This is a genomic window from Paenibacillus sp. RC84, assembly GCF_041260495.1.
Lineage (GTDB): Bacteria > Bacillota > Bacilli > Paenibacillales > NBRC-103111 > Paenibacillus_F.
In genome coordinates this window covers 262,390-281,634 of sequence record NZ_JBGBYL010000008.1, presented here as the reverse complement: position 1 = coordinate 281,634, position 19,245 = coordinate 262,390, and the positions used below count along the sequence as shown (strand labels likewise).

The 19,245-nt window shown below is 56.8% G+C and carries 18 protein-coding genes, 1 tRNA gene and 1 riboswitch; of the genes, 11 read left to right on the top strand and 8 right to left on the bottom strand.

Annotation, left to right across the window (positions count from 1 at the left end; genetic code table 11):
* Nucleotides 1-113 precede the first annotated feature (113 nt).
* Nucleotides 114-1,964: an ATP-binding protein gene (locus ABH899_RS19445; protein WP_369999564.1), complete on the bottom strand. Its 1,851-nt coding sequence runs from the start codon at nt 1,962-1,964 to the stop codon at nt 114-116.
* A 234-nt stretch (nt 1,965-2,198) separates the two neighbouring features.
* Between ABH899_RS19445 and ABH899_RS19440 the strand changes: the two genes are divergently transcribed.
* Both ABH899_RS19440 and ABH899_RS19435 read left to right on the top strand, forming a co-directional pair.
* Nucleotides 2,199-2,438 (top strand): hypothetical protein, encoded by a 240-nt coding sequence (locus ABH899_RS19440; protein WP_009674659.1) that lies wholly within the window; start codon nt 2,199-2,201, stop codon nt 2,436-2,438.
* Nucleotides 2,439-2,678: 240 nt separating this feature from the next.
* Nucleotides 2,679-3,338, top strand: a complete 660-nt coding sequence (locus tag ABH899_RS19435; protein WP_369999562.1) for a thiamine diphosphokinase — start codon at nt 2,679-2,681, stop codon at nt 3,336-3,338.
* Nucleotides 3,339-3,664: 326 nt separating this feature from the next.
* Here ABH899_RS19435 and ABH899_RS19430 read toward each other — a convergent pair whose 3' ends face one another.
* Nucleotides 3,665-4,195: a YfiT family bacillithiol transferase gene (locus ABH899_RS19430; protein ID WP_369999559.1), complete on the bottom strand. Its 531-nt coding sequence runs from the start codon at nt 4,193-4,195 to the stop codon at nt 3,665-3,667.
* A 233-nt stretch (nt 4,196-4,428) separates the two neighbouring features.
* Nucleotides 4,429-4,529, top strand: a riboswitch (purine riboswitch).
* A 184-nt stretch (nt 4,530-4,713) separates the two neighbouring features.
* Between ABH899_RS19430 and ABH899_RS19425 the strand changes: the two genes are divergently transcribed.
* From ABH899_RS19425 to ABH899_RS19415, 3 genes are all read left to right on the top strand, one after another.
* The gene (locus tag ABH899_RS19425) at nt 4,714-5,325 is read left to right on the top strand and encodes a xanthine phosphoribosyltransferase (protein ID WP_009674690.1); all 612 of its coding nucleotides are present in this window, start codon (nt 4,714-4,716) and stop codon (nt 5,323-5,325) included.
* Nucleotides 5,309-6,643 (top strand): nucleobase:cation symporter-2 family protein, encoded by a 1,335-nt coding sequence (locus ABH899_RS19420; protein ID WP_369999555.1) that lies wholly within the window; start codon nt 5,309-5,311, stop codon nt 6,641-6,643. The genes ABH899_RS19425 and ABH899_RS19420 overlap by 17 nt, the downstream gene beginning before the upstream one ends.
* Nucleotides 6,644-6,991: 348 nt before the next feature.
* The gene (locus ABH899_RS19415; protein WP_369999552.1) at nt 6,992-8,569 is read left to right on the top strand and encodes an S-layer homology domain-containing protein; all 1,578 of its coding nucleotides are present in this window, start codon (nt 6,992-6,994) and stop codon (nt 8,567-8,569) included.
* Between the two features lie 248 nt (nt 8,570-8,817).
* On the opposite strand, the gene ABH899_RS19410 is transcribed toward ABH899_RS19415, so the two are convergent.
* The 4 genes from ABH899_RS19410 to ABH899_RS19395 form a co-directional block, all read right to left on the bottom strand.
* Nucleotides 8,818-9,273, bottom strand: coding sequence for a MarR family winged helix-turn-helix transcriptional regulator (locus tag ABH899_RS19410; RefSeq protein ID WP_009674685.1), 456 nt, complete (start codon nt 9,271-9,273; stop codon nt 8,818-8,820).
* A gap of 13 nt (nt 9,274-9,286) precedes the next feature.
* Entirely contained in the window at nt 9,287-9,775 is a 489-nt protein-coding gene (locus ABH899_RS19405) for a glutathione peroxidase (protein ID WP_369999548.1), read from the bottom strand.
* A 251-nt stretch (nt 9,776-10,026) separates the two neighbouring features.
* The gene (gene pyrH, locus ABH899_RS19400) at nt 10,027-10,764 is read right to left on the bottom strand and encodes a UMP kinase (RefSeq protein ID WP_326054755.1); all 738 of its coding nucleotides are present in this window, start codon (nt 10,762-10,764) and stop codon (nt 10,027-10,029) included.
* Between the two features lie 209 nt (nt 10,765-10,973).
* Nucleotides 10,974-11,417, bottom strand: a complete 444-nt coding sequence (locus ABH899_RS19395; RefSeq protein ID WP_009674688.1) for an Lrp/AsnC family transcriptional regulator — start codon at nt 11,415-11,417, stop codon at nt 10,974-10,976.
* Nucleotides 11,418-11,576: 159 nt separating this feature from the next.
* Here ABH899_RS19395 and ABH899_RS19390 point away from each other — a divergent pair, with 159 nt between their 5' ends.
* Both ABH899_RS19390 and ABH899_RS19385 read left to right on the top strand, forming a co-directional pair.
* Nucleotides 11,577-12,131 carry a cysteine hydrolase family protein gene (locus ABH899_RS19390; protein WP_369999759.1) on the top strand — a complete coding sequence of 185 codons (555 nt, stop codon included), beginning with the start codon at nt 11,577-11,579 and terminating at the stop codon, nt 12,129-12,131.
* Between the two features lie 241 nt (nt 12,132-12,372).
* Nucleotides 12,373-12,669 (top strand): DUF2691 family protein, encoded by a 297-nt coding sequence (locus ABH899_RS19385; RefSeq protein WP_369999539.1) that lies wholly within the window; start codon nt 12,373-12,375, stop codon nt 12,667-12,669.
* 131 nt (nt 12,670-12,800) lie between these two features.
* Here the strand turns inward: ABH899_RS19385 and ABH899_RS19380 are convergent, their stop codons facing one another.
* Together ABH899_RS19380 and ABH899_RS19375 are read right to left on the bottom strand one after the other, a co-directional pair.
* On the bottom strand, nt 12,801-13,997 hold the full coding sequence (locus ABH899_RS19380) for an MFS transporter (protein ID WP_369999537.1): 1,197 nt from the start codon (nt 13,995-13,997) through the stop codon (nt 12,801-12,803).
* A 144-nt stretch (nt 13,998-14,141) separates the two neighbouring features.
* Nucleotides 14,142-14,213: transfer RNA gene (locus tag ABH899_RS19375), tRNA-Thr, on the bottom strand.
* 249 nt (nt 14,214-14,462) lie between these two features.
* Between ABH899_RS19375 and ABH899_RS19370 the strand changes: the two genes are divergently transcribed.
* The 4 genes from ABH899_RS19370 (at nt 14,463) to ABH899_RS19355 (ending at nt 19,090) form a co-directional block, all read left to right on the top strand.
* Nucleotides 14,463-15,689, top strand: a complete 1,227-nt coding sequence (locus tag ABH899_RS19370) for an SPL family radical SAM protein (RefSeq protein WP_369999534.1) — start codon at nt 14,463-14,465, stop codon at nt 15,687-15,689.
* Nucleotides 15,690-15,837: 148 nt separating this feature from the next.
* Nucleotides 15,838-16,500 carry an NUDIX hydrolase gene (locus ABH899_RS19365; RefSeq protein ID WP_369999532.1) on the top strand — a complete coding sequence of 221 codons (663 nt, stop codon included), beginning with the start codon at nt 15,838-15,840 and terminating at the stop codon, nt 16,498-16,500.
* Nucleotides 16,501-16,572: 72 nt separating this feature from the next.
* Nucleotides 16,573-17,472, top strand: coding sequence for an SDR family oxidoreductase (locus ABH899_RS19360; protein ID WP_369999529.1), 900 nt, complete (start codon nt 16,573-16,575; stop codon nt 17,470-17,472).
* Nucleotides 17,473-17,617: 145 nt separating this feature from the next.
* Nucleotides 17,618-19,090, top strand: a complete 1,473-nt coding sequence (locus ABH899_RS19355) for a basic amino acid/polyamine antiporter (protein ID WP_369999527.1) — start codon at nt 17,618-17,620, stop codon at nt 19,088-19,090.
* The last annotated feature ends 155 nt before the right edge of the window (nt 19,091-19,245 follow it).

Genomic DNA, 19,245 nt, shown 5'->3' with positions numbered 1-19,245 from the left:
CGGACGCCGGTATGTTAACGGAGGGCACGGCACGACGGAAAGGTGCTCACGGCGGTACGCCAAAGCGGTACGGCCTGGCACCGCGGCACGAAAAAAACGGCGTAACCGGACGGTTACGCCGTTTTGATATGGACAGGCAGTATGATATCAATGGTCGTCCCGAGACCCAAACGGCTGGAAACCCGCAGGATGCCCGCATGGTTCTCGATGATTTTATTACTGACCATGAGGCCCAATCCCGTCCCGTTCTCTTTCGTCGTAAAGAACGGTTCGCCGATCCTCGTAAGGTGGCCGGGCTCGATTCCTTTTCCCTGATCGGCGAAACGGATACCCACCTTGTTCTTGGGCAGCGCGGACACCGTAATGTGCAGCAGCCCGCCCTCCGGCATCGCTTCGATCGCATTTTTCACCATATTAATGAAGACCTGCTTAAGCTGGTTCGGATCGCAATCTATCTTCGGAATCGCGCCTTCTTCCTCAAGAATGGCGCTCACCCCCGCCTCTTTGCGCTGGTTATCGAAAAGCTGGAGCGTTTCCCTGAGCAGAGGCAGCACTTCGTGCCGGTCGAAACGGCTGTTTACAGGCTTGGACAGCAGCAGAAAATCGTCGATGATCTCGTTCATCCGATTGACTTCGGAGCTCATCATGCCCAGATAAGGCGCATCCGGCGCCTGTTTCCGCGAAAGCTGCAGAAAGCCGGAGATAATCGTCAGCGGATTGCGGAGTTCGTGAGCCATTCCCGCGGCCATCTGACCGACGAGCGAAAGTTTCTCCGAGCGTTTGAGCTGGAGCATGATGTCCGCAAACTGGCGGAAGAGCAGCACGATCAACAGCAGGATAAAGACCGAGACGCCCAGATACGTCATGGGCGAGAACCGGATCATGATGTTCAGCCGGTTCTGGAAAATATCGATCAGGCCGGTCAGGCAGATGACCCCGATTCCGACCAGAAGCAGTTTCGCCCCCCGGTTTCCCTTCATTGCGCAGACCGCCGCCCGGACGATCACAAGCGGCATGCTTAGAACCAGCAGCAGCTGGTACCAATCGACGATTTCCACGACGGAGACGACGCGGCATGCATGCAAAAGCAGGACCCCCGCGCTGTATGCGAGATGCAGCTGCCAGGCTCTTCTTATGTATGCGCCCCTGCCGGAGCCGAGCAAATGCTCCACAAACATCAGAATGCCGATTACGCCTCCGAACAGGGCGATCAGCTCCGCATAAGTCAGTATGGCCGGGTGGTCGAAAACGAGATAGACGACCGACGAACGGCAGATGCTGTAAATGCCGAAACAGAAGGAAAATAAGCTGAAATCGAGAAAAACTTTGTGGCTCCGCAAACCGAGAGAAACACAAAAAACCACGATTCCCGCCAGTATATAGCTAACCCCTAGCACGGCCCGGAAAAATTCCTGCCGGACCATCCGCTTGATAAAACCGCTTTCGGAGCCGTACATGGCCCCGTCCTCTATCCCGATATTCCGCGACTCCGACTGGAGATGAACATATAACATCCCTTGCGAATTTTCCGGCAGCGGAACAATTCTTCTGGGCGTTCCGTAATAGCGGTATTTCCGCCCTTCCTGCCAATCCCCGAAACGGTAGGCGAGCCCTTGTTCCGTATACACTTCGACGTTGTCGAAGGCGCGGATAAGCAGGCTCGGATCAGCCGCTGTATGAGAAGGGAGCGGAACCCGCAGCCACAAATGGCTTCGGCCCATCCGGTCCTGCGGATTCAGCAGTCGACCGGCCGTTTTCCAATCTCCGCTGCTGTGCGGCGGCCCTTCCGTTCGTCCGGCCCCCTCTTCCTCCGCCCAGCAGTACTCCCAGTTGTCCAACAGGACGGGCGGGGCATTCACGCGCATAGGCGGAGAAGTTTCGGCCCGGACGTCTTTCACCCCGATGAATAAGAAAAGAACCGCAAATACGAGCCCTAATGCAATAGCTTGAATGAACTTAGTCATGTTCTACCCTCTTGCCAACCTCAATTGCCGAATTTTCGACATTTCTTGGTTTTTCTGTAAGTAGATGTGGTTCTTTACCTACTTTTCGATTCGGAAGGACAGTTTCCTGTCCCTCTATCAAATTTTTATGATTTTCAACAATTATCGACATATTATTCGAAAAAGATTAGCGTTCTCCCGAATTTTTTTGTCGAAATAAGGACCATATTATATGAAGAGAAAGGAGTGTGAGTCATGTCCAAAGACAAAACCATGGACCCTATGAGCCACGAAACGGTTGAAACGGACGGCATTTATGCGGATGAAGCCGGCCGGGAAGTCACGTTGAAACGGGGCGACAAGTTCCCCGCCGATCTTGTACTGGGCGAAACGACCTGGGAGATGAAAGGCTTCTCCCTGAACGAAGCGGAAATCGATCACCAGCAGAAAGAAAATACGCCGCCGCGCCAACATGTCAAAACCGGCGACCGGTAATTGCCGAACAGCGGGCCTCCGGGCCCGTTTTTTTGTACGCCTCTACCCAATACGGGCCCAAGCAAAGCTTCCGCGTCCGTATTGTGTTGCCCTACAGGATTAAGCTGGACCGAAAGATTCGGCTGCCGCGCCGTTGTTTCCATCACGTGCTTCACATGCTTCACGTTCGTTCCCGGTTATCGGCCGCTGTGGTATAATAAAACTTCCATTTCAAAGAACGGAAGGAGCCGTTGTGCCGTTATGACGCATACGCAGCAGCGGATTTTCATTGTCACCGGGGGAGCTTTCGGCCCTTGGGCGGACGAGCATCTGAATACGCTGAATCCCGGGACGGATCTTCTCGTCGGAGCCGACCGCGGCGCTCTCCATCTGGTCCGCAGCGGTTACCGCCCCCGGCTGTCGCTCGGGGATTTCGATTCCGTCACACCGGAGGAACTCGCCGAAATCCGCCGCGGCAGCGAGGAATTAGTGGCCTGCGACCCCGTGGACAAAAACTGGACGGATACGGAGCTGGCTTATACCTGGGCGCTTGACCGCAATCCGTCGGAAATCATTCTTCTCGGCGCGCTGGGCACCCGTCTCGATCATACCCTGGCGAATATCCACCTGCTCCGCAAAGGAGCGGAGGCCGGAATCCGCTCCCGCATCATCGATGGTCACAACGATATCGAGCTGGTACGGGACCGCATCGCGATTACAGCCGGACCTTACGGGCAGGTTTCTCTTCTCCCCTTAACGACGGAAGTAACCGGCATTACGCTGACTGGCTTTCAGTATCCGCTGGAAAATGCGACTCTCCAGATCGGACAGTCGCTCGGAATCAGCAATGTGCTTCAAGCCGGGCAGGGGTCGATCTCCATCCGCTCGGGGCTTCTCCTCGTAATCAGAAGCAGGGATTAAAATCCCGCCCGGACCGTCTCTGAACTCGCAGTCCCGCGATTGGAATCATATGTAATCTATTTGGAGGCGATCCGCTCTCAAATACTTATAGGACAAGACTTCGGGCAGCATCCCAATTGGAACATTTTAGTACGTACCAGCTCAAAAATCAAACAAGCCCCGGAAGCGGCAGGGATTTTCCCGCCGCTTCCGGGGCTTATATATGCAGGCTGTGCCCGGGTTTGTACACTTTATTTGAAGAATGTGTCGTTTTCTTGAAATGTGAAGGGACCTGCAATTATTTCCTATTAAAAGGGAGCCGGCCCCTGTGCTTACCTGCCGAACCGTCAGCGCCAGTTCATCCGCTCTCTGAGCGAGGTGATATGAGCGGTGTGATGCTTGCCGTGCCAGACATACAAGCCGAGACCGCGCGCCAATGTAGTCGGCCCGTTCGCCGGATGCAGGAACGTCCGGGCCCAGCCCGCTTCATCCAGAGTCCGGAGCCACCGCACCCAGCGGTCGTGCAGCGCGTCCAGCAGCACCAGCGAAATCTCCGGCGGAGCCGTCTTCCCGTCTTCGAGTTCCGCCCACAGCTGCTCTTCATAGGGCTTAATGACAGGCTCATTCTCCGTCGCGCCCAGCTTGAAGCGGACATAGCTGTTCATATGGCTGTCCGCCACATGGTGGATAACCTGGCGAACGGTCCAGCCGCCGGGGCGGTACGGCGCATCGAGCTGCTCCTCGGTCAATCCGGAAACGGCCCTGCGCAGCTGAGAGGGAGCGGCCGCAAGTTCTTCGAGCCAATCCTGAATTTGTTCCGGGGAAATCTCTCCCTCATAAGTATAAGTTCCGATCGGATAACGCAAATCTTCTCCCATGTCGTTAACGCCTCCTCCGCTTTTGGGCCATTATAGCACAGGTCTCTGCCGCCGCTGAACCACTCTTCCCTTTTCCCTGGACATTACAAGGGTCAATTCCCTCCTCGTCTGCCATGAACTGGCATATAAGCGAACAAAGAAATCCCGTTTCCATCAAAAAGTTCGGCTTTTCGACATTTTCTTCTTTTCAACCCTCCGCTCTCTGGAGTATAATGAAGCCATCATTCAACAAGCCAACCGAAAATCAGCCAGCTCGTATAAAGGCAGGAATAGGCCTGCCAGTCTCTACCCGGTCACCGTAAATGACCGGACTACGGGTGATGACAAATTCCGGATCCACGGACGGTTTTTATCCGCAGGAAGGCCTTTGCGCCCTCTCTGGGAGACAACCCGCTTCCGCGGCATTTGCGGTTATTTGCCTTTCACTCGATGAACACGGCCCTCTGGGGTCCGGTGCAGATTCGGGTTTTTTGCGTTTTTCGTTTCAACTCATTATTTCATTTATGGGGGATGCCAGCATGGAGCTTTTAAAAAGAAAAATCGAAGATGAAGGAACGGTTCTGTCCGGACAAGTTCTGAAAGTGGACGCTTTCCTGAATCACCAGATCGACCCGGTTCTGATGTTTGAAATCGGCAAAGAATTCAGCCGTCTCTTCGCCGGCGAAGGCGTAACCAAGGTTCTGACGCTGGAATCCTCCGGCATTGCCCCGTCCGTGATGGCGGCACTCGAAATGAAGGTGCCCGTCGTGTTCGCCCGCAAGCAGAAATCGCTCACGCTGACCGACAACCTGTATGTGGAGCGCGTCTATTCCTTCACCAAACAGCAAACGAACGAAGTCACTGTCTCCAAAAAGTTCCTGTCCGCCGATGACCGCGTTCTCATTATCGACGACTTCCTCGCCAACGGCGAAGCCGCTCTCGGTCTGGCCAACATCGTCAAAGCGGCCGGCGCCGAAGTAGCGGGTATCGGCATCGTGATCGAAAAGTCGTTCCAACCGGGCGCGGACAAGCTCAAGGCCGCCGGCTACCGCGTCGAGTCGCTTGCTCGCGTAGCTTCGCTGGATAACGGGAAAGTAACCTTTCTGAACAGCAGCGTCTCCGAGGAGGATACTCATGTTCAACTGGTTTAAGACCGGCTCTCTGGGACTCCAGCATGTTCTCGCCATGTATGCGGGCGCCGTGATCGTACCGATCATCGTGGCAGGCAAGCTTCATCTCCCGCCCGAGCAGCTCTCCTACCTGATCTCGATCGACCTGCTCACCTGCGGGATCGCGACTCTCCTCCAGGTGTGGGGCAACCGCCTCTTCGGCATTAAGCTGCCCGTAATGCTCGGCTGCGCGTTCCAGGCCGTCGCTCCGATGATCGCCATAGGCGGCCAGCACGGCATGACGGCGATTTACGGCTCCATCATCGCGTCGGGCCTGATCATCTTCGTGTTCGGCGGCCTGCTCGGCAAGCTCGCCCGCTTCTTCCCGCCGGTCGTCACCGGGTCCGTCGTCACGATCATCGGCCTGACGCTCATTCCCGTCGCCATTCAAGACATGGGCGGCGGTCAGAACAGCGCCGATTTCGGCAGCCTGCAAAATCTGGCTCTGTCTTTCGGAGTTCTGCTCTTCATCCTGATCATGAACCGCTTCTTCGGCGGCTTCATCCGGGCCGTTTCCATTCTGCTCGGCCTGATCTTCGGCACGATTGCCGCCGCCTTCATGGGCAAAGTCAGCTTCCAGGGCGTGCTTGACGCTTCGTGGTTCCACATGGTCCAGCCGTTTTATTTCGGCGTCCCGACCTTCCATCTCACGTCCATTCTGACCATGACGCTCGTGGCCATCGTTTCCGTCATGGAATCGACCGGCGTGTTCATGGCGCTCAGCAAAATTTGCGACAAAGACCTGACGGACCGGGACCTCGCAAGAGGCTACCGCGCCGAAGGGCTCGCAAGCATTATCGGCGGCCTGTTCAACTCCTTCCCTTACACGACTTACTCGCAAAACGTCGGGCTTGTCCAGCTGACGAAAGTCAAAAAGAGAAGCGTGATCGCTGCCGCGGGCGTGATTCTGATCCTGCTCGGCTCCGTGCCTAAAATCGCGGCGCTCACCATGCTTATCCCGACCGCCGTACTCGGCGGGGCAACGATTGCCATGTTCGGCATGGTCGTGTCCTCCGGTATCAAACTGCTTAGCTCGGTAGACCTGAACCAGCATGAAAATCTGCTGATCGTCGCCTGTTCCGTAGGCATGGGCCTCGGCGTAACGGTAGCCCCGACGCTGTTCAGCCACCTTCCCGAGAGCGTGCAGATTCTGACCGGCAACGGCATTGTAGCCGGAAGCTTCACGGCGATTGTGCTGAACCTGGTTTTTTCCATCGGCAAATCCCGTTCCAAAGCTCAGGCAGCCCACAGCACTCCGGATCAGGAAAAGCATGAATTCAGCCTGAAGGCGTCCAACTGATTGGAATAAATTCAACCCGATCCGGGGGTTCCGCGAACCCCAAGCGTGATCGGTTTAGAAACCGCTTCGCTCTACAGAGCCGAAGCGGTTTTTTTGGCGTTTAATCCGACGTCCGCCCCTCTGCTGCGGCTTTAGCGCCCGATCCCGGCTGCGTCCCTCTGCTGCGGTTTTTGGCGTCCGGTCCGGGCTCCGCCCCTCATCGACGGGGATTGAGTCCAGCCAGCCTCGCCCTTTTCTAATAATTGCGGGTGCTTCAGCCGATATAAACGATAAGTGAAACGGACCGCCGTGTCCGACGCTTACACGTATTTGTACGCACCCATCACTCGATATGAAGAGGAACCCGATATGAAAACGAAACTTTTATCTTTGAAAATCATCCTGGCTATTTTACTCATTCTGCCGTTGTTTCCGGCAGGGCCTGCGCGCGCGGGCTTGACCTCCACTCCGTTCCCGGACGTGGACAGTGCCAAATACAGCTGGGCCGTTCAGTCCATCACGTTCATGGCCCAAAGCGGGATTCTGCAGGGCTATCCGGACGGAACCTTCAAGCCGGGACGTTACGTAAACAAAGAGGAATGGGCGGTTATGGTCTACCGGCTGTTCGACAAATACCGGCCGAGCCTCAGATCGGACGCATTGAATTACAGCCGGCCGTCGTACGTCGATGTCCCTTCTTCCCACTGGGCTTACCGGGAAATCAGCGATACGTTCGTCGCGGTAGGAGATATGACCGTAACCGCACGCAACGGCAAATCTCTGTTCAATCCCGAATATGCGTTTACGCGCTGGGATTTGGCCATGATGCTGTACGGACTTTACGGGATAGACGGGGGACCGGAATCCACCAACGTATGCGGCGACATGAACCGGTTTAAGGATATTACGACCCGGCTGTTTAATACCGAGAACGAGCTGGAATCTTTCCGGAGTAAGGACAACCGCTACAATTCGGAGCTCCCTCCGGGCGGGATTTACCCGATTCTTTTCCTGAAGGAAGCGGACGGGACGTGCGGCGCCAATTACGACGACTACAGCGCACTCGCCGCCGGAGCGCTGATTGAGATGAACAAAACGGGCATCCTGACGGCCGACGCGGCCGGAAAGTTCTATCCTTCGGCCAAACTGACGCGAGCCGAGGCGGTGACGGTGCTTCACCGGATTCTCGACCATCTGAAGACGCGGGGAGTGCTCGGCAATTATTCCAGCATCAACCCGACCGGTATTCTCCGTCCGGTTCCGATGCCGGCCCCTAAGCCCGGCGAAGCGGCGGAAGGTCCGGGATCGTTCGACCGCGATCTCCAGCGGGACGGCGAGTTCAACACGATCGTTTACCCGAACGGGAAAAAATATATGCGGCTCGAGCTGACATCCAAAGACGCTGCCGATCTGTACCTGTATATGAACGGAGACATTGCGTTCCTTCGTCAGGAAGAGCTGCCCCGGTACGTCCAGGTAGACCGCGTCAGCCAGATCGGGATCAAGTCCCAGAGCCGCAATCCGGAGAAACGGTCGCCGCTGGCCGCCTACCCGGCTACGCTTAAAGTGACGTTCCACGACGAGATTCCCTCGACGGGAACGGGCACGGGCAAGCCGGGCAAAGACAACGGCGGACAAACCGGCGGCGTAACGGCACCGCCCGGAGCGGCAGCCGTGCAGGACTTGAAGAACCAGGGCGAGATCAATCAGACTTTTGCCCCGAATGGCTCGAAGTACATGAATGTTAACCTGATCTCTCAGGATAAAGTCGATCTCTATGTACAGCTCGGGACAGGCACCGCTTTCCTTAAGCAGGAGGAACTGCCGGCCAAGATCAATGTGCAGGGCATGTCTTCCGTTACGGTCAGAACCCAGAGCCGCAATCCGGAGAAACGCACCAGCCAGCAGACGTACAACGCTTACCTGTATGTGACTTTTTCCAACTGACAGCAGGTCCCTTAGGAGCGTTTGCCGGAACGAAAAGGCTCCCTCCTCCCCGGCAAGAGGCAGAGGCAGTCCTAAGGAAATTAAAAAGCCGTAAAATCCAAAAAAACGCAAGGTTCTCGTCTCGAGAACCTTGCGTTTTTCATAGTGGATTCGGGTTTACGGCTGCCTCCAGAACCTACGTCCGTCAATCCGTTTGGCGAACGGATCGATAAGACCGCGGACTCCTGCCGGCGTTCAGCGTCATCCGCCTACTCCCCGCTGTTGCGGTTAGCGTGGTTCACCGCCGCCAGCAGCTGTTTCACCTGCTCCAGCAGCTCGCCGGCCTGTTCTTCCGTTCCGCCCGCGCGGGTCATAAGCTGTGCCGGTATGCACGTGCTGGGCTGCTCCAGCGCGTGTCCTTTGTCCGTCAGCGTGATGACGACACTCCGCTCGTCGCGGCTGGAGCGGGTACGCTTCAGGAGGCCGGAAGCTTCCATTCTTTTGAGCATCGGAGTCAGGGTGCCGGAATCGAGGAAGAGCCGTTCGCCGAGCTCTTTTACGGTCGATTCGTCTTTCTCCCACAGCACGAGCATCACCAGATACTGAGGGTACGTCAAGCCCAGCTCTTCGAGCATGGGATGGTACATCCGCGTAATTTCGCGCGAACAGGCATATAGCGCAAAGCAAAGTTGATTCTCAAGCCTCGGCTTAGATGGTGAATTCATAGGGCCTCAATCCTTATTCTGCTGATTCCGCCAGCAGCTTCTCGATATCTCCGGAAATTTTGGACGGTGCGGTCGTCGGCGCATACCGGCTGACCACGTCGCCCGAACGGTTAACGAGAAACTTGGAGAAATTCCATTTGACCTCTTTGGACAAAATTCCTGCCGTGTGGCGGGTTAAATATTGGAACAGCGGATGCGCGCCGCTTCCCTTGACGTCGATTTTAGAGTACATCGGAAACGTAACGCCGTAATTGACCTGGCAGAACTGCTCGATCTCCTCATCGGTCCCCGGTTCCTGCTCCATAAACTGGTTGCTGGGAAAACCGAGTACGACAAGACCTTGGTCCTTGTAGGCGTCATACAGCTCCTGCAGTCCTTGATACTGCGGGGTAAAGCCGCACTTGCTCGCCGTGTTGACGATGAGCAGCACTTTGCCCTTATAGTCTTCAAGCGATTGTTCTTCTCCGTTAATCCGTTGAGCCGTAAACTCATACACACCCATCTTCATAACCTCCCGGGTTCATTCGACTGCTCCATCTATTAGATTGTGCAAAATTAAAACATCTAAAATTAATATACGTCTGCGGGTAGAAAAAGTCAAATCCCCTTGGGAATGGATGTACCTAGAGCGGGTGCCGGCTTTCCTTTCCTCGCGGGGTGCTGTTTCATTCAGGGACAGGAGACCGAGGCCCCGACCTGTGCCGTTCATACAAGCCGGCGTGCCCCTGCCGCCGTGTTCCGGCGACGCGTCTGCTATACGCTGAAAGTCAGCTTCGCGGCTTCATGGATCGTGGTGCCCGAGTGAATACCGGTCACGATCTTTTTCATGGAACCCGGCTTATCGAAGTTAAACACGTGAATGGGCATCCCATAATCCCTTGCGAGGATAAAAGCGGACTGGTCCATTACCCGCAAATCATTCTGAAGCACATCGTTGTAATGCAGCGATTCGTACATGCGGGCATCCCCATATACGTTCGGGTCCTTGTCGTAAACACCGTCCGCCCCCTGCTTCGCCACCAGAATGGCATCGCAGTTAACTTCGATGGCCCTCTGGACCGAGGGATAGTCCGTCGTAACGAAAGGCTGGCCGTTACCGCCCGCGAAGATGACGATGTAACCTTTTTCCAGATGGTGAATCGCTCTCAAACGTATATAAGGCTCCGCCACCGACGTAACGGGAATCGCGGTCATCACGCGCACTTCGGCATTCGTTCTCGCTTTCAGCACGCCGCGCAGCATAAGGCTGTTAATGACCGTAGCCAGCGTGCCGATGTTATCGGCCTCCGCCCGCTCGATGCCCCAGTTCTCTCCCATATTGCCGCGGAAAATATTCCCTCCGCCGATCACCAGCGACACTTCCACGCCGAGCTCCAGCACCGACAAAATTTCACGGGCGATATGCTCCAGCCTCTCCGGGTCGAATCCGAAATCGCCGCTGCCGGCTACCGCTCCTCCGCTCAGCTTGATCAATACGCGTCTGTACTTCATCCCTTCACCTCCGGAAAAATAAAAAACACCAAAGCCTGAACGGCCTCAGTGTTCCAAATAGGAAATAGGAAACGATGCTTGCTTCTGAACATTCCGGTTCCACCGCTTCATATCCCCACACCTTTCCCAATGTCTCAACAAACTATTATAAACGTATGAGCAAAGATTGCAAACATGAACACGGCCCGCCGGATTTCTTCATGAACGATTTACAGGACCGACTCCTTCACAGGCAGAATCGGAGCCTGAGCGAGCGGCGAGGACAAGACCACGAGCGTGGACGGCTTGCCGAACTCCATAGACGCGTCGATAAAAGTCTCCAGCTCGCGGACGGAGCTTGTCACCAGCTTGGTCAAATAACTATACGGTCCCGCAATGCGGTGGCATTCGGCAACTTCCGGAACCTGACGGACAAATTCCACATACCGTCGGCAGTGCTCCGTTTCCATCAGGATATACGCGATGACCGCTTTACCTACGGCTTCCGGGGACACGACGGCGCGATACCCCGTCAAAACTCCCTTATCCTCCAAACGCCGAACCCGTTCGGCGGCAGCCGGCGACGTAAGACCCACCTGCTTGCCAAGCTCCGTCATACTCATTCTCCCGTTCTCCTGAAGCAGCGCGAGTATGCTGCGGTCTGTCTGATCCAACTCCTTCTCCCCCAGTTCTTTCTTTTTTAAAATGCGGCCGTTCAAAAGCTTTCAAAGTCAAGGCGAACGAACACTTTTCCTTTCAGTATAACCTGTAATCCGAGCGCACCGACAAGTAAAATGAATAGCAACTGCGAAAGGAGCTGTCAACCGATGCAACTGAACGATAAAGCGGTTCTGCTAATTATTGATGTCCAGAAGGCGTTTGACGATCCGCGCTGGGGCAGGCGAAACAACCCCGAAGCGGAGAGCAACATCGCCCTTCTGCTGGAAGCCTGGAGAGAGACCGGACGGCCGGTTATCCATGTGCAGCATATCGGGATGACGCCGCAGTCCTTGTTCCGAGCCGGCAGCGCTGCGGTAGAGCCTAAGCCCGAGGCGCTGCCTCTGCCTTACGAAGCCGTTATCCGCAAGTCGGTGAACAGCGCCTTCATCGGAACGGACCTGGAGGCTCGTCTCCGAATGCTCGGCTGCACCGAGGTAGTCGTCACCGGCCTCACGACCAACCACTGCGTGGAAACGACCACCCGCATGTCCGGGAACCTCGGGTTCCGTACGATTCTCGCAGCCGACGCTGCGGCGACTTTCGATCGTACGGGCCCGGACGGACGCGTTCATGCGGCCGAGGACATCCACGCGATGACGCTGGCGAACCTGCACGGCGAGTTCGCCGAGATCGCGGACACACGCACCTTGCTGGAAGCGGTGAAGTGAGCGGGGCTGCGGCGGACGGACAGCGAAGCCTGTTCTTCTTTTAGGTGACAAAAAGTCAGCGGCGTGTATGATTAAAGCAGCAAATGTTTTGCGGGGCTGATGACTTGCATCTTCAACCATTTACACGGTGAGATAGAAACACGCGATTCTCGAGTAAATACCGGCTTCTTACAGCCGACTGCATCTCTTTATTCCAAAGAAGGTGAACGTATGAAAAGAGGGATCAGCTTTCTGCTGCCCGATGGACGGCGGCCGTTTCAAGGAACGGATCGGCACCGGCAGGCATTACCTGATTTTCGTGGACATCAAAGCTTTCCCCGCAGGATCGACGGTGCAGGAGGTTACGAATTACGAGCAGTTTAAAGCTTGTTCCTGCGAGCTTGCCCTGATTATCGTGGATTCGGTTTATACCGCTCTCTACTGTAAAGATCAGGAGCTTCTGGCAAGGCTCGAGGCAAACGCCGTGGAGCGGGGCTATGAAAATGTCGTCTCTATAACGGACGACAACGATTTCCGGACCAGATTGGCGGCGTTGTAATTGGCAGGTCTGCTATTCGTCGAAGCGGCGGTGTACCGGATATTTCTTGGCTGACGGCCGCCCCCCTGCACACAAAAAGAGGTTCCGGATAACCCGGAACCTCTTTTTCTTTTATATGAAGAGCACCTGCACTATGCCGTATGGACGGTCTTGGCCGTTTTGCCGCCCATTGCCTGAAGCGCCTGGAGGCTGATAAATCCGCACAGCCCGATGAGCCCGTATATTACCCACGGCCAAACCGTGCCGCCATACTCGCCGATGAGCCACGTGCCCAGGTAGTTGCCGATCGTCCCGCCGACTGCGTAAGAGAGCCCGAAAGCCCCGTAGAAGGCGCCCGTATCCTCGTTCATGCTGTACTCCGCAATTGCGATGTCCACCCCCGGCAGCACAAGCGTTTCGCCCGAGGTAAACAACAGCACGCAAAGCAGGACCCAGAGTACCGAGGGAACCCACGGAACCGCGAGAAGGCCGAGCCCGATAATAAGCATCCCGTATTTGACGATCACGGCAGCGGAATTTCTCTGAAAAACGCCCCGCAGCAGAAACATAAACAGAACCGCATACAATCCGTTGAAAAACACGACGCTGCTGACCAGGCGCCCGTTTTCGCTCAGCCGATAAACTTCGAGCGGCAGCGAGACGGATAACTGTGTGAACATAATCCAGAACATCACCATCGCACCGGAAAACGCGAGAAACGGTCGGTTTCGCAGCACTTTTTTGTAGCTGTCGAGCATTTTGGCCGAATGCCGGCCTTTCGGAAAGCTTTTGGCTTGGGTCAGAAGCAGCACCGAAACCAGGAGAAACAAGACGCTTCCGAAAAGCATCGGGTACGACGTATGAAAACTGACAAGAATGCCTCCCGTTACGGCTCCCAGAACCGCACCCGCGTTCAGCGCCTGATTGAAGTAGGTGAACGCGCGTCTTCTCAGAGCATGCGGCAGGTTGCCGAACAGCGATTTGATGGACGGCTCGTACATGGCCGGGCCAATACCGATAAAACAAGCGGCGAGCACAAGTCCGCCGAAGCTGTCCAGCGCGTAAATCCCCAGATACCCCAGCGCAGCCAGAAACGTTCCGGCTACCAGCATCGTGCTGTAGCCGATCCGGTCCCCGATCATGCCGGAAAAGAGCGGGACCGCCTGGTTGATCAGCAGAGCGACCGTCAGGACGGTTCCGGACTGCCAGGCGGGGAATTGCAGCGTATGAGTCAAGTAGACGGCCAGAAACGTGAATACGGAAAACCGGCCCATATTAATGAAGACGGTGGCCGCTATGATTTTCCGGGCGAAACCGGGCAGGGTCATGTTGTTCTTGTCTTCTGGCATCGTGATCATGTCTCCTTCCGGCTGATCGTGGAAATCCGGCTGACTGAGGCCGTACGGCCCGTGAAACCGACAAGTATCCGGACAATATAAAAACGCGACCCCTCGAAAGCGAGAAACCGCGTTATTCCAATGGTTGTATAAAGATGCTGGTGAAGGGAATTGAACCCCCGGCCTACGCATTACGAGTGCGTTGCTCTACCCCTGAGCTACACCAGCATATTCCGAAGCGAATCGTGCCGGGCAAAACCGACATGTATAAGAATATACCCGCCCGCAAAAATTGTCAAGACTCTTTCCGACCTCTTTCGGCTGACAAAAACAAGATCCGACAAAGCTTGTCCCGCACCGGTAAAACAAGGAAAAAACAGCCCTGTTCCTCCCTGTATGAAGACCGGTTCAGGTATGCTATACTAAATACAAACATATGTTCTATATTGCTATTCTAAAACGGGAAGGTAACCTGCTATGAACCCTGTCCGCTATGAAAAGATTACGGCCAAACAAGTGCTGAATCCGGTAAAAACTCCGGCGATGCCTTTCGAACATTCCATTAATCCGTACCGCGGCTGCCAGCACGGGTGCAGCTTCTGTTACGCACGGGCGATGCACGCCTTCCTCGGGCTGAACGGCGATGATACCTTTCAGACGAATATCCTGATGAAAGAGAACGCGCCCGAGGCGCTGCGGGAGCAGCTCCGCAAAGCCGCGCGCTCCCGCAAAGGCCTGGCCGGGATCGGCCGCGTCGCCATCGGAACGGCGACCGATCCGTACCAGCAGGCGGAAGGCCGCGCCAAGCTGACGCGCGGCTGCCTCGAGGCGCTCACGGAGTACCCCGTGCCGCTGACGATTACGACCCGATCTCCGCTGATTCTGCGGGATCTGGATCTGCTCCGGAAGCTGCCCGTTTACGCCGTGAACATCAGCCTGAACACGCTGAACCGGACGACCTGGCGCAACTTCGAGCCGGGCGCCCCTTCCCCGGCGAAGCGGCTGGAGACGGTGCGCGCATTGACCGATGCCGGGATACCGACCGGCATCTTCATGGCTCCCATGCTCCCTTACATTACGGACGGCCGGGATGAGCTCGAAGAGCTTATTGCCGCCGCGGCGGAGCATGGCGCGCAGTTTGTGATGGCGTCGCACCTGCGCCTGAGCGCCTCGGACGTCAAGGTGTGGTTTTTCGAGACGATCCGGCGGCACTACCCGCAGCTCGTCGGCAAGTACGCCGGCCTGTATGCGGCCTCCGCATACGCGCCTCGCGAGTACCGCGATCCCGTCCGCCGGTACGTCGACGAACTGCTGGAGCGGCACGGGCTGCGCGACATGGACGAGGAGGAAGAGGCGCCTCGTCCGGGGGAGCGGGCTGCCGCCGGCGCTGCAGCCTCCGGCCGTTCAAGCGGGAAGCCGCTTGAAATCGCCTGGGAGCCGCCCGCGGACAGTCCCGGCGGTGCCTGCGGCGGCTGCGCTGAGGCGGGCGCTTGTGCTGCAGGGGACGGCGGATTCACCGGCCCTGCCGGAGACAGCGCAGGCCGCAGGGAATTCGCCGACGGCTCAGGCACGGCGCGGCAGGGCGCCGGAACACCCGGCGCAGCCCAGGCAGGCGCGACCGCGACCGGCACGGCAGCCGAGGGGGAGACGCTCTTGCCGCTTGCGCCCGACTCGCCTCCGGCGCAGCTCGTCTTCTCCTTTTGAACGGCTGCGCTCATAAGAAGCGTCTCCTTTGTCGGCACTTCATTAAGAAGAGCCCGGGTTGCTCCGGGCTCTTTTTTCGTTTACGCTTCAAGATAAGACACCGGGTGGAGCCGCATTCCGGACCAACACAATAGAAAGAGGGAATTCCATGACTCCCGAAATGTTCGATATTTACGACAAAGACGCCAACCGGATCGGGACCGCTTCACGCGAGGAGGTCCATACGGCGGGATACTGGCATCAGACTTTTCACTGCTGGCTCGTCCGGCCCGAGGGAGACCGTCGCATGGTGCTGTTTCAGCTCCGCTCGTCTTCCAAGGATACGTTCCCGGACCGGTTCGACATTACGGCGGCGGGCCATTTGACCGCAGGCGAAACGATCCAGGGAGCGTCCCGCGAGCTTCAGGAAGAGCTGGGCCTCTGCGTTCCGTTCGACAGGCTTTCCCTTCTGTTTACCGTGCGCACCGATGAGCGGGGAACCGTGCGCGGCAGAACGTTTATCGACCGCGAAATCAGCCATGTATTCGGCTATGCAAGCGATTGGCCCCTGGATGCGTACACGCTTCAGGAGGAAGAAGTCTCCGGGCTGTACGAGGCCGAGCTCCACGAACTTGCCGCTCTTTTCGAAGGCACGGCCGACTCCCTGGAAGTCCGCGGCGTTCTGGCGCAGCATGAGGACGGGCACACAGACAGCAGCTCATCCCGCTCCGCTCTAACCCCCGAATCGGTACGCACCGTCGCCAAGAAAGACTTCGTCCCCCATCCGGACGACTACTACCTGCGCGTGTTTGAGCTGCTCGGGAAGATCTAGGCACTCGAACGGGCACGGAGGAATACGATGGAGCATGATAATCGCCTACCCTTATTATTCAGGAGGTTCAGCATGTATCCCATCTATCCTTATATAGGCAAAGAAACGAAATGCGAGGAACAGCCGATCCCGTTTCCCGCGCAGCATCAGCCCCGCCAGCCAGGCATCGAATCCGAAATGATTCCCCGGCCGATCGCCGAAAATCCTTATTACACCGGCAGCGGCAAGCTGCTGGACCGCGTGGCCCTCATTACGGGCGGAGACAGCGGCATCGGCCGTGCGACGGCCATTTCTTTCGCCAAAGAAGGCGCAGCCGTGGCTATCGTGTTTCTGTACGAATGGAGCGATGCCGAAGAGACACGCGCCCGGATTGAGCAGTTGGGCGGCCGCTGTCTCCTGATACAAGCGGATCTGCGCGCGAAAGCGGCAAGCTGCGAGGTCGTCGCCAGAACGTTGTCGGCGTTCGGCAGATTGGATATCCTGGTGAACAATCATGGAGTTCAATTCCCGCAGCAAAGCATCCTGGATATTTCCGAGGAGCAGCTTTACGATACGTACCGGACCAATATTTTCCCGTTCTTCTTCATGACCCAGGCGGCTCTGCCCTATCTGCGCTGCGGGTCTTCCATCATCAACACCGCCTCCATTACGGCTTACAGAGGCCAGAAGGACCTTATCGACTACTCGTCCACCAAAGGCGCCGTCGTCTCCTTCACGCGCTCCCTGGCCCTGTCGCTCGTGGACGATGGCATCCGGGTAAATGCGGTCGCCCCGGGTCCTATCTGGACGCCCCTCATTCCCTCCAGCTTCTCGGCGGATGAAGTCCGGACTTTCGGGACGGAAGTGCCGATGAAGCGGGCCGGGCAGCCTTTCGAACTGGCTCCCGCCTACGTGTATCTGGCCAGCGACGACTCGAGCTACGTGACCGGGCAGACCATTCACGTCAACGGCGGAGGCATGATCACATCGTAGGCCGGTAAAGCCGCCGCACCCTGTATAGCGACGCGACCGCTCCTAAATAATCCAGGAATCCTTTATTGCTTTATCAGAGTAAAAGATCTATAATACTTCCCTACACTAAATTTCATGCACATAAGCAATAAAGGAGTCCTCATTTATGTCTAACGAGCCGCGCAAACTCGGTTTGCTCCCTCTCATTTCCCTTGTCGTAGGTTCCATGATCGGCGGAGGGATTTTCAGCATGCCTGCCGATATGGCGCAGGATGCGGGAAGCGGCGCCGCCCTGATCGGCTGGGCGCTGACCGGCATCGGAGTCATCATGCTCGCCCTGACCTTCCAGAGTCTCGCCAACCGGCTGCCAAGCCTGGACAACGGCATCGTCCGTTACGCCGAAACCGGCTTCGGCCGCTTCGTCGGTTTTATCAGCGCCTGGGGCTACTGGCTCGCCAATATGATTACGATCGTGGCAAGCTCGGTTCTGCTGTTCGGCGCCCTTGATTATTTCATTCCCGTATTCGACGGAGGCAATAATGTGCTTGCCATCGTATGCGCTTCGCTGCTCGTATGGCTGCTCCACAGTTTACAGCTCTCGGGAATCCGGGAAGCGACTCTCGTCCATATCGTAACGACGATGGCCAAGCTTATCCCGATCCTGGTCTTTATAGCGGCGCTGGCGACCGTCTTTCATTCGCCGACTTTTATTGCGGACCTGTGGAAAGCCGCAACCGAAACCGCCGGGTCTCCCATCGGGCTATCGGATATTGGAAGCCAGGTCAAACAGGCCATGTTTATTACCGTCTGGGCGTTCCTCGGCGTAGAAGGCGCCGTCGTGCTTTCCGGCCGCGCCAAGCGCAAATCGGACGTCGGCAAAGCAACGGTCATCGGCCTCATCGGTACGCTTGTCCTGTATATGCTCGTGTCGCTGCTTTCTTACGGGGCGATGAGCAGGGCGGCTCTCGCCTCCCTTCCTACCCCGTCGGCCGCCTACGTACTGGAAGCGGCTGTCGGCAAGTGGGGCGCCGTCCTGATCAACGCCGGCCTCATCGTCTCTCTGCTCGGGCTTCTGCTCGGCATGTCTCTGCTTTCCGCGGAAACGCTCTACGTAGCCGGGAAGCAGAAGCTCATGCCGGCCTGGCTTTCCGGTGAAAACAAGAACGGCGCCCCCAAAGGTGCCCTCTGGATGACGACGGGGGCGGTGCAGCTTTTTCTGATTCTGGTCGTCACCGCCTCGTCCACCTACCATGCGCTTTACCTTGTCGCGACAACGGCGGCGCTTATGCCTTACCTGCTGTCTTCGCTCTTCCTCGTTAAAACGGCGATAGGCGGAAAAGCCTACGCTCCGCAGGATTCGACCGGCGAATCCCCCCTCTGGAACGGACCGCGCAAGCGCGAGCTGGCTTACGGGGCGGCAGCTACGCTCTACTCGCTGTTCCTGCTCTACGCGGCAGGACTGACGAATCTGCTCTATGTGTGCATGCTGTACACGCTGGGTCTTGCCTTCTATTCCTTCTCCGGAAGGGAAAAAGGCATCCGGGCGATGTACGAGCCCGCCGAAGCATTCGCCGCGGCGGCCATCGTAGTGCTGGGGCTCTACTCGGCTCTCCAGTTCATATCCGGAAATGCTGGATAAGCTCTTGCGGCACCTTGTGAACCCTGGCCTAATCATCGCGACAAACGGACAAACAACGCAGGCCCCTTAATCGGGGCCTTATTTTTATTTGAAGCGGCAGCTTATGGAGGGAAGAAACGGTGAAGCCCCGTTCTATAAAAGATCGCACAGCTCCC

What these genes read in the sequence shown, in the direction of transcription:
- ABH899_RS19445 (WP_369999564.1), bottom strand. Translation starts at nt 1,964, where the DNA reads ATGACTAAGTTCATTCAAGCTATTGCATTAGGGCTCGTATTTGCGGTT.
- ABH899_RS19440 (WP_009674659.1), top strand. Translation starts at nt 2,199, where the DNA reads ATGTCCAAAGACAAAACCATGGACCCTATGAGCCACGAAACGGTTGAA.
- ABH899_RS19435 (WP_369999562.1), top strand. Translation starts at nt 2,679, where the DNA reads ATGACGCATACGCAGCAGCGGATTTTCATTGTCACCGGGGGAGCTTTC.
- ABH899_RS19430 (WP_369999559.1), bottom strand. Translation starts at nt 4,195, where the DNA reads ATGGGAGAAGATTTGCGTTATCCGATCGGAACTTATACTTATGAGGGA.
- ABH899_RS19425 (WP_009674690.1), top strand. Translation starts at nt 4,714, where the DNA reads ATGGAGCTTTTAAAAAGAAAAATCGAAGATGAAGGAACGGTTCTGTCC.
- ABH899_RS19420 (WP_369999555.1), top strand. Translation starts at nt 5,309, where the DNA reads ATGTTCAACTGGTTTAAGACCGGCTCTCTGGGACTCCAGCATGTTCTC.
- ABH899_RS19415 (WP_369999552.1), top strand. Translation starts at nt 6,992, where the DNA reads ATGAAAACGAAACTTTTATCTTTGAAAATCATCCTGGCTATTTTACTC.
- ABH899_RS19410 (WP_009674685.1), bottom strand. Translation starts at nt 9,273, where the DNA reads ATGAATTCACCATCTAAGCCGAGGCTTGAGAATCAACTTTGCTTTGCG.
- ABH899_RS19405 (WP_369999548.1), bottom strand. Translation starts at nt 9,775, where the DNA reads ATGGGTGTGTATGAGTTTACGGCTCAACGGATTAACGGAGAAGAACAA.
- pyrH (WP_326054755.1), bottom strand. Translation starts at nt 10,764, where the DNA reads ATGAAGTACAGACGCGTATTGATCAAGCTGAGCGGAGGAGCGGTAGCC.
- ABH899_RS19385 (WP_369999539.1), top strand. Translation starts at nt 12,373, where the DNA reads ATGGACGGCGGCCGTTTCAAGGAACGGATCGGCACCGGCAGGCATTAC.
- ABH899_RS19380 (WP_369999537.1), bottom strand. Translation starts at nt 13,997, where the DNA reads ATGCCAGAAGACAAGAACAACATGACCCTGCCCGGTTTCGCCCGGAAA.
- ABH899_RS19370 (WP_369999534.1), top strand. Translation starts at nt 14,463, where the DNA reads ATGAACCCTGTCCGCTATGAAAAGATTACGGCCAAACAAGTGCTGAAT.
- ABH899_RS19365 (WP_369999532.1), top strand. Translation starts at nt 15,838, where the DNA reads ATGACTCCCGAAATGTTCGATATTTACGACAAAGACGCCAACCGGATC.
- ABH899_RS19360 (WP_369999529.1), top strand. Translation starts at nt 16,573, where the DNA reads ATGTATCCCATCTATCCTTATATAGGCAAAGAAACGAAATGCGAGGAA.
- ABH899_RS19355 (WP_369999527.1), top strand. Translation starts at nt 17,618, where the DNA reads ATGTCTAACGAGCCGCGCAAACTCGGTTTGCTCCCTCTCATTTCCCTT.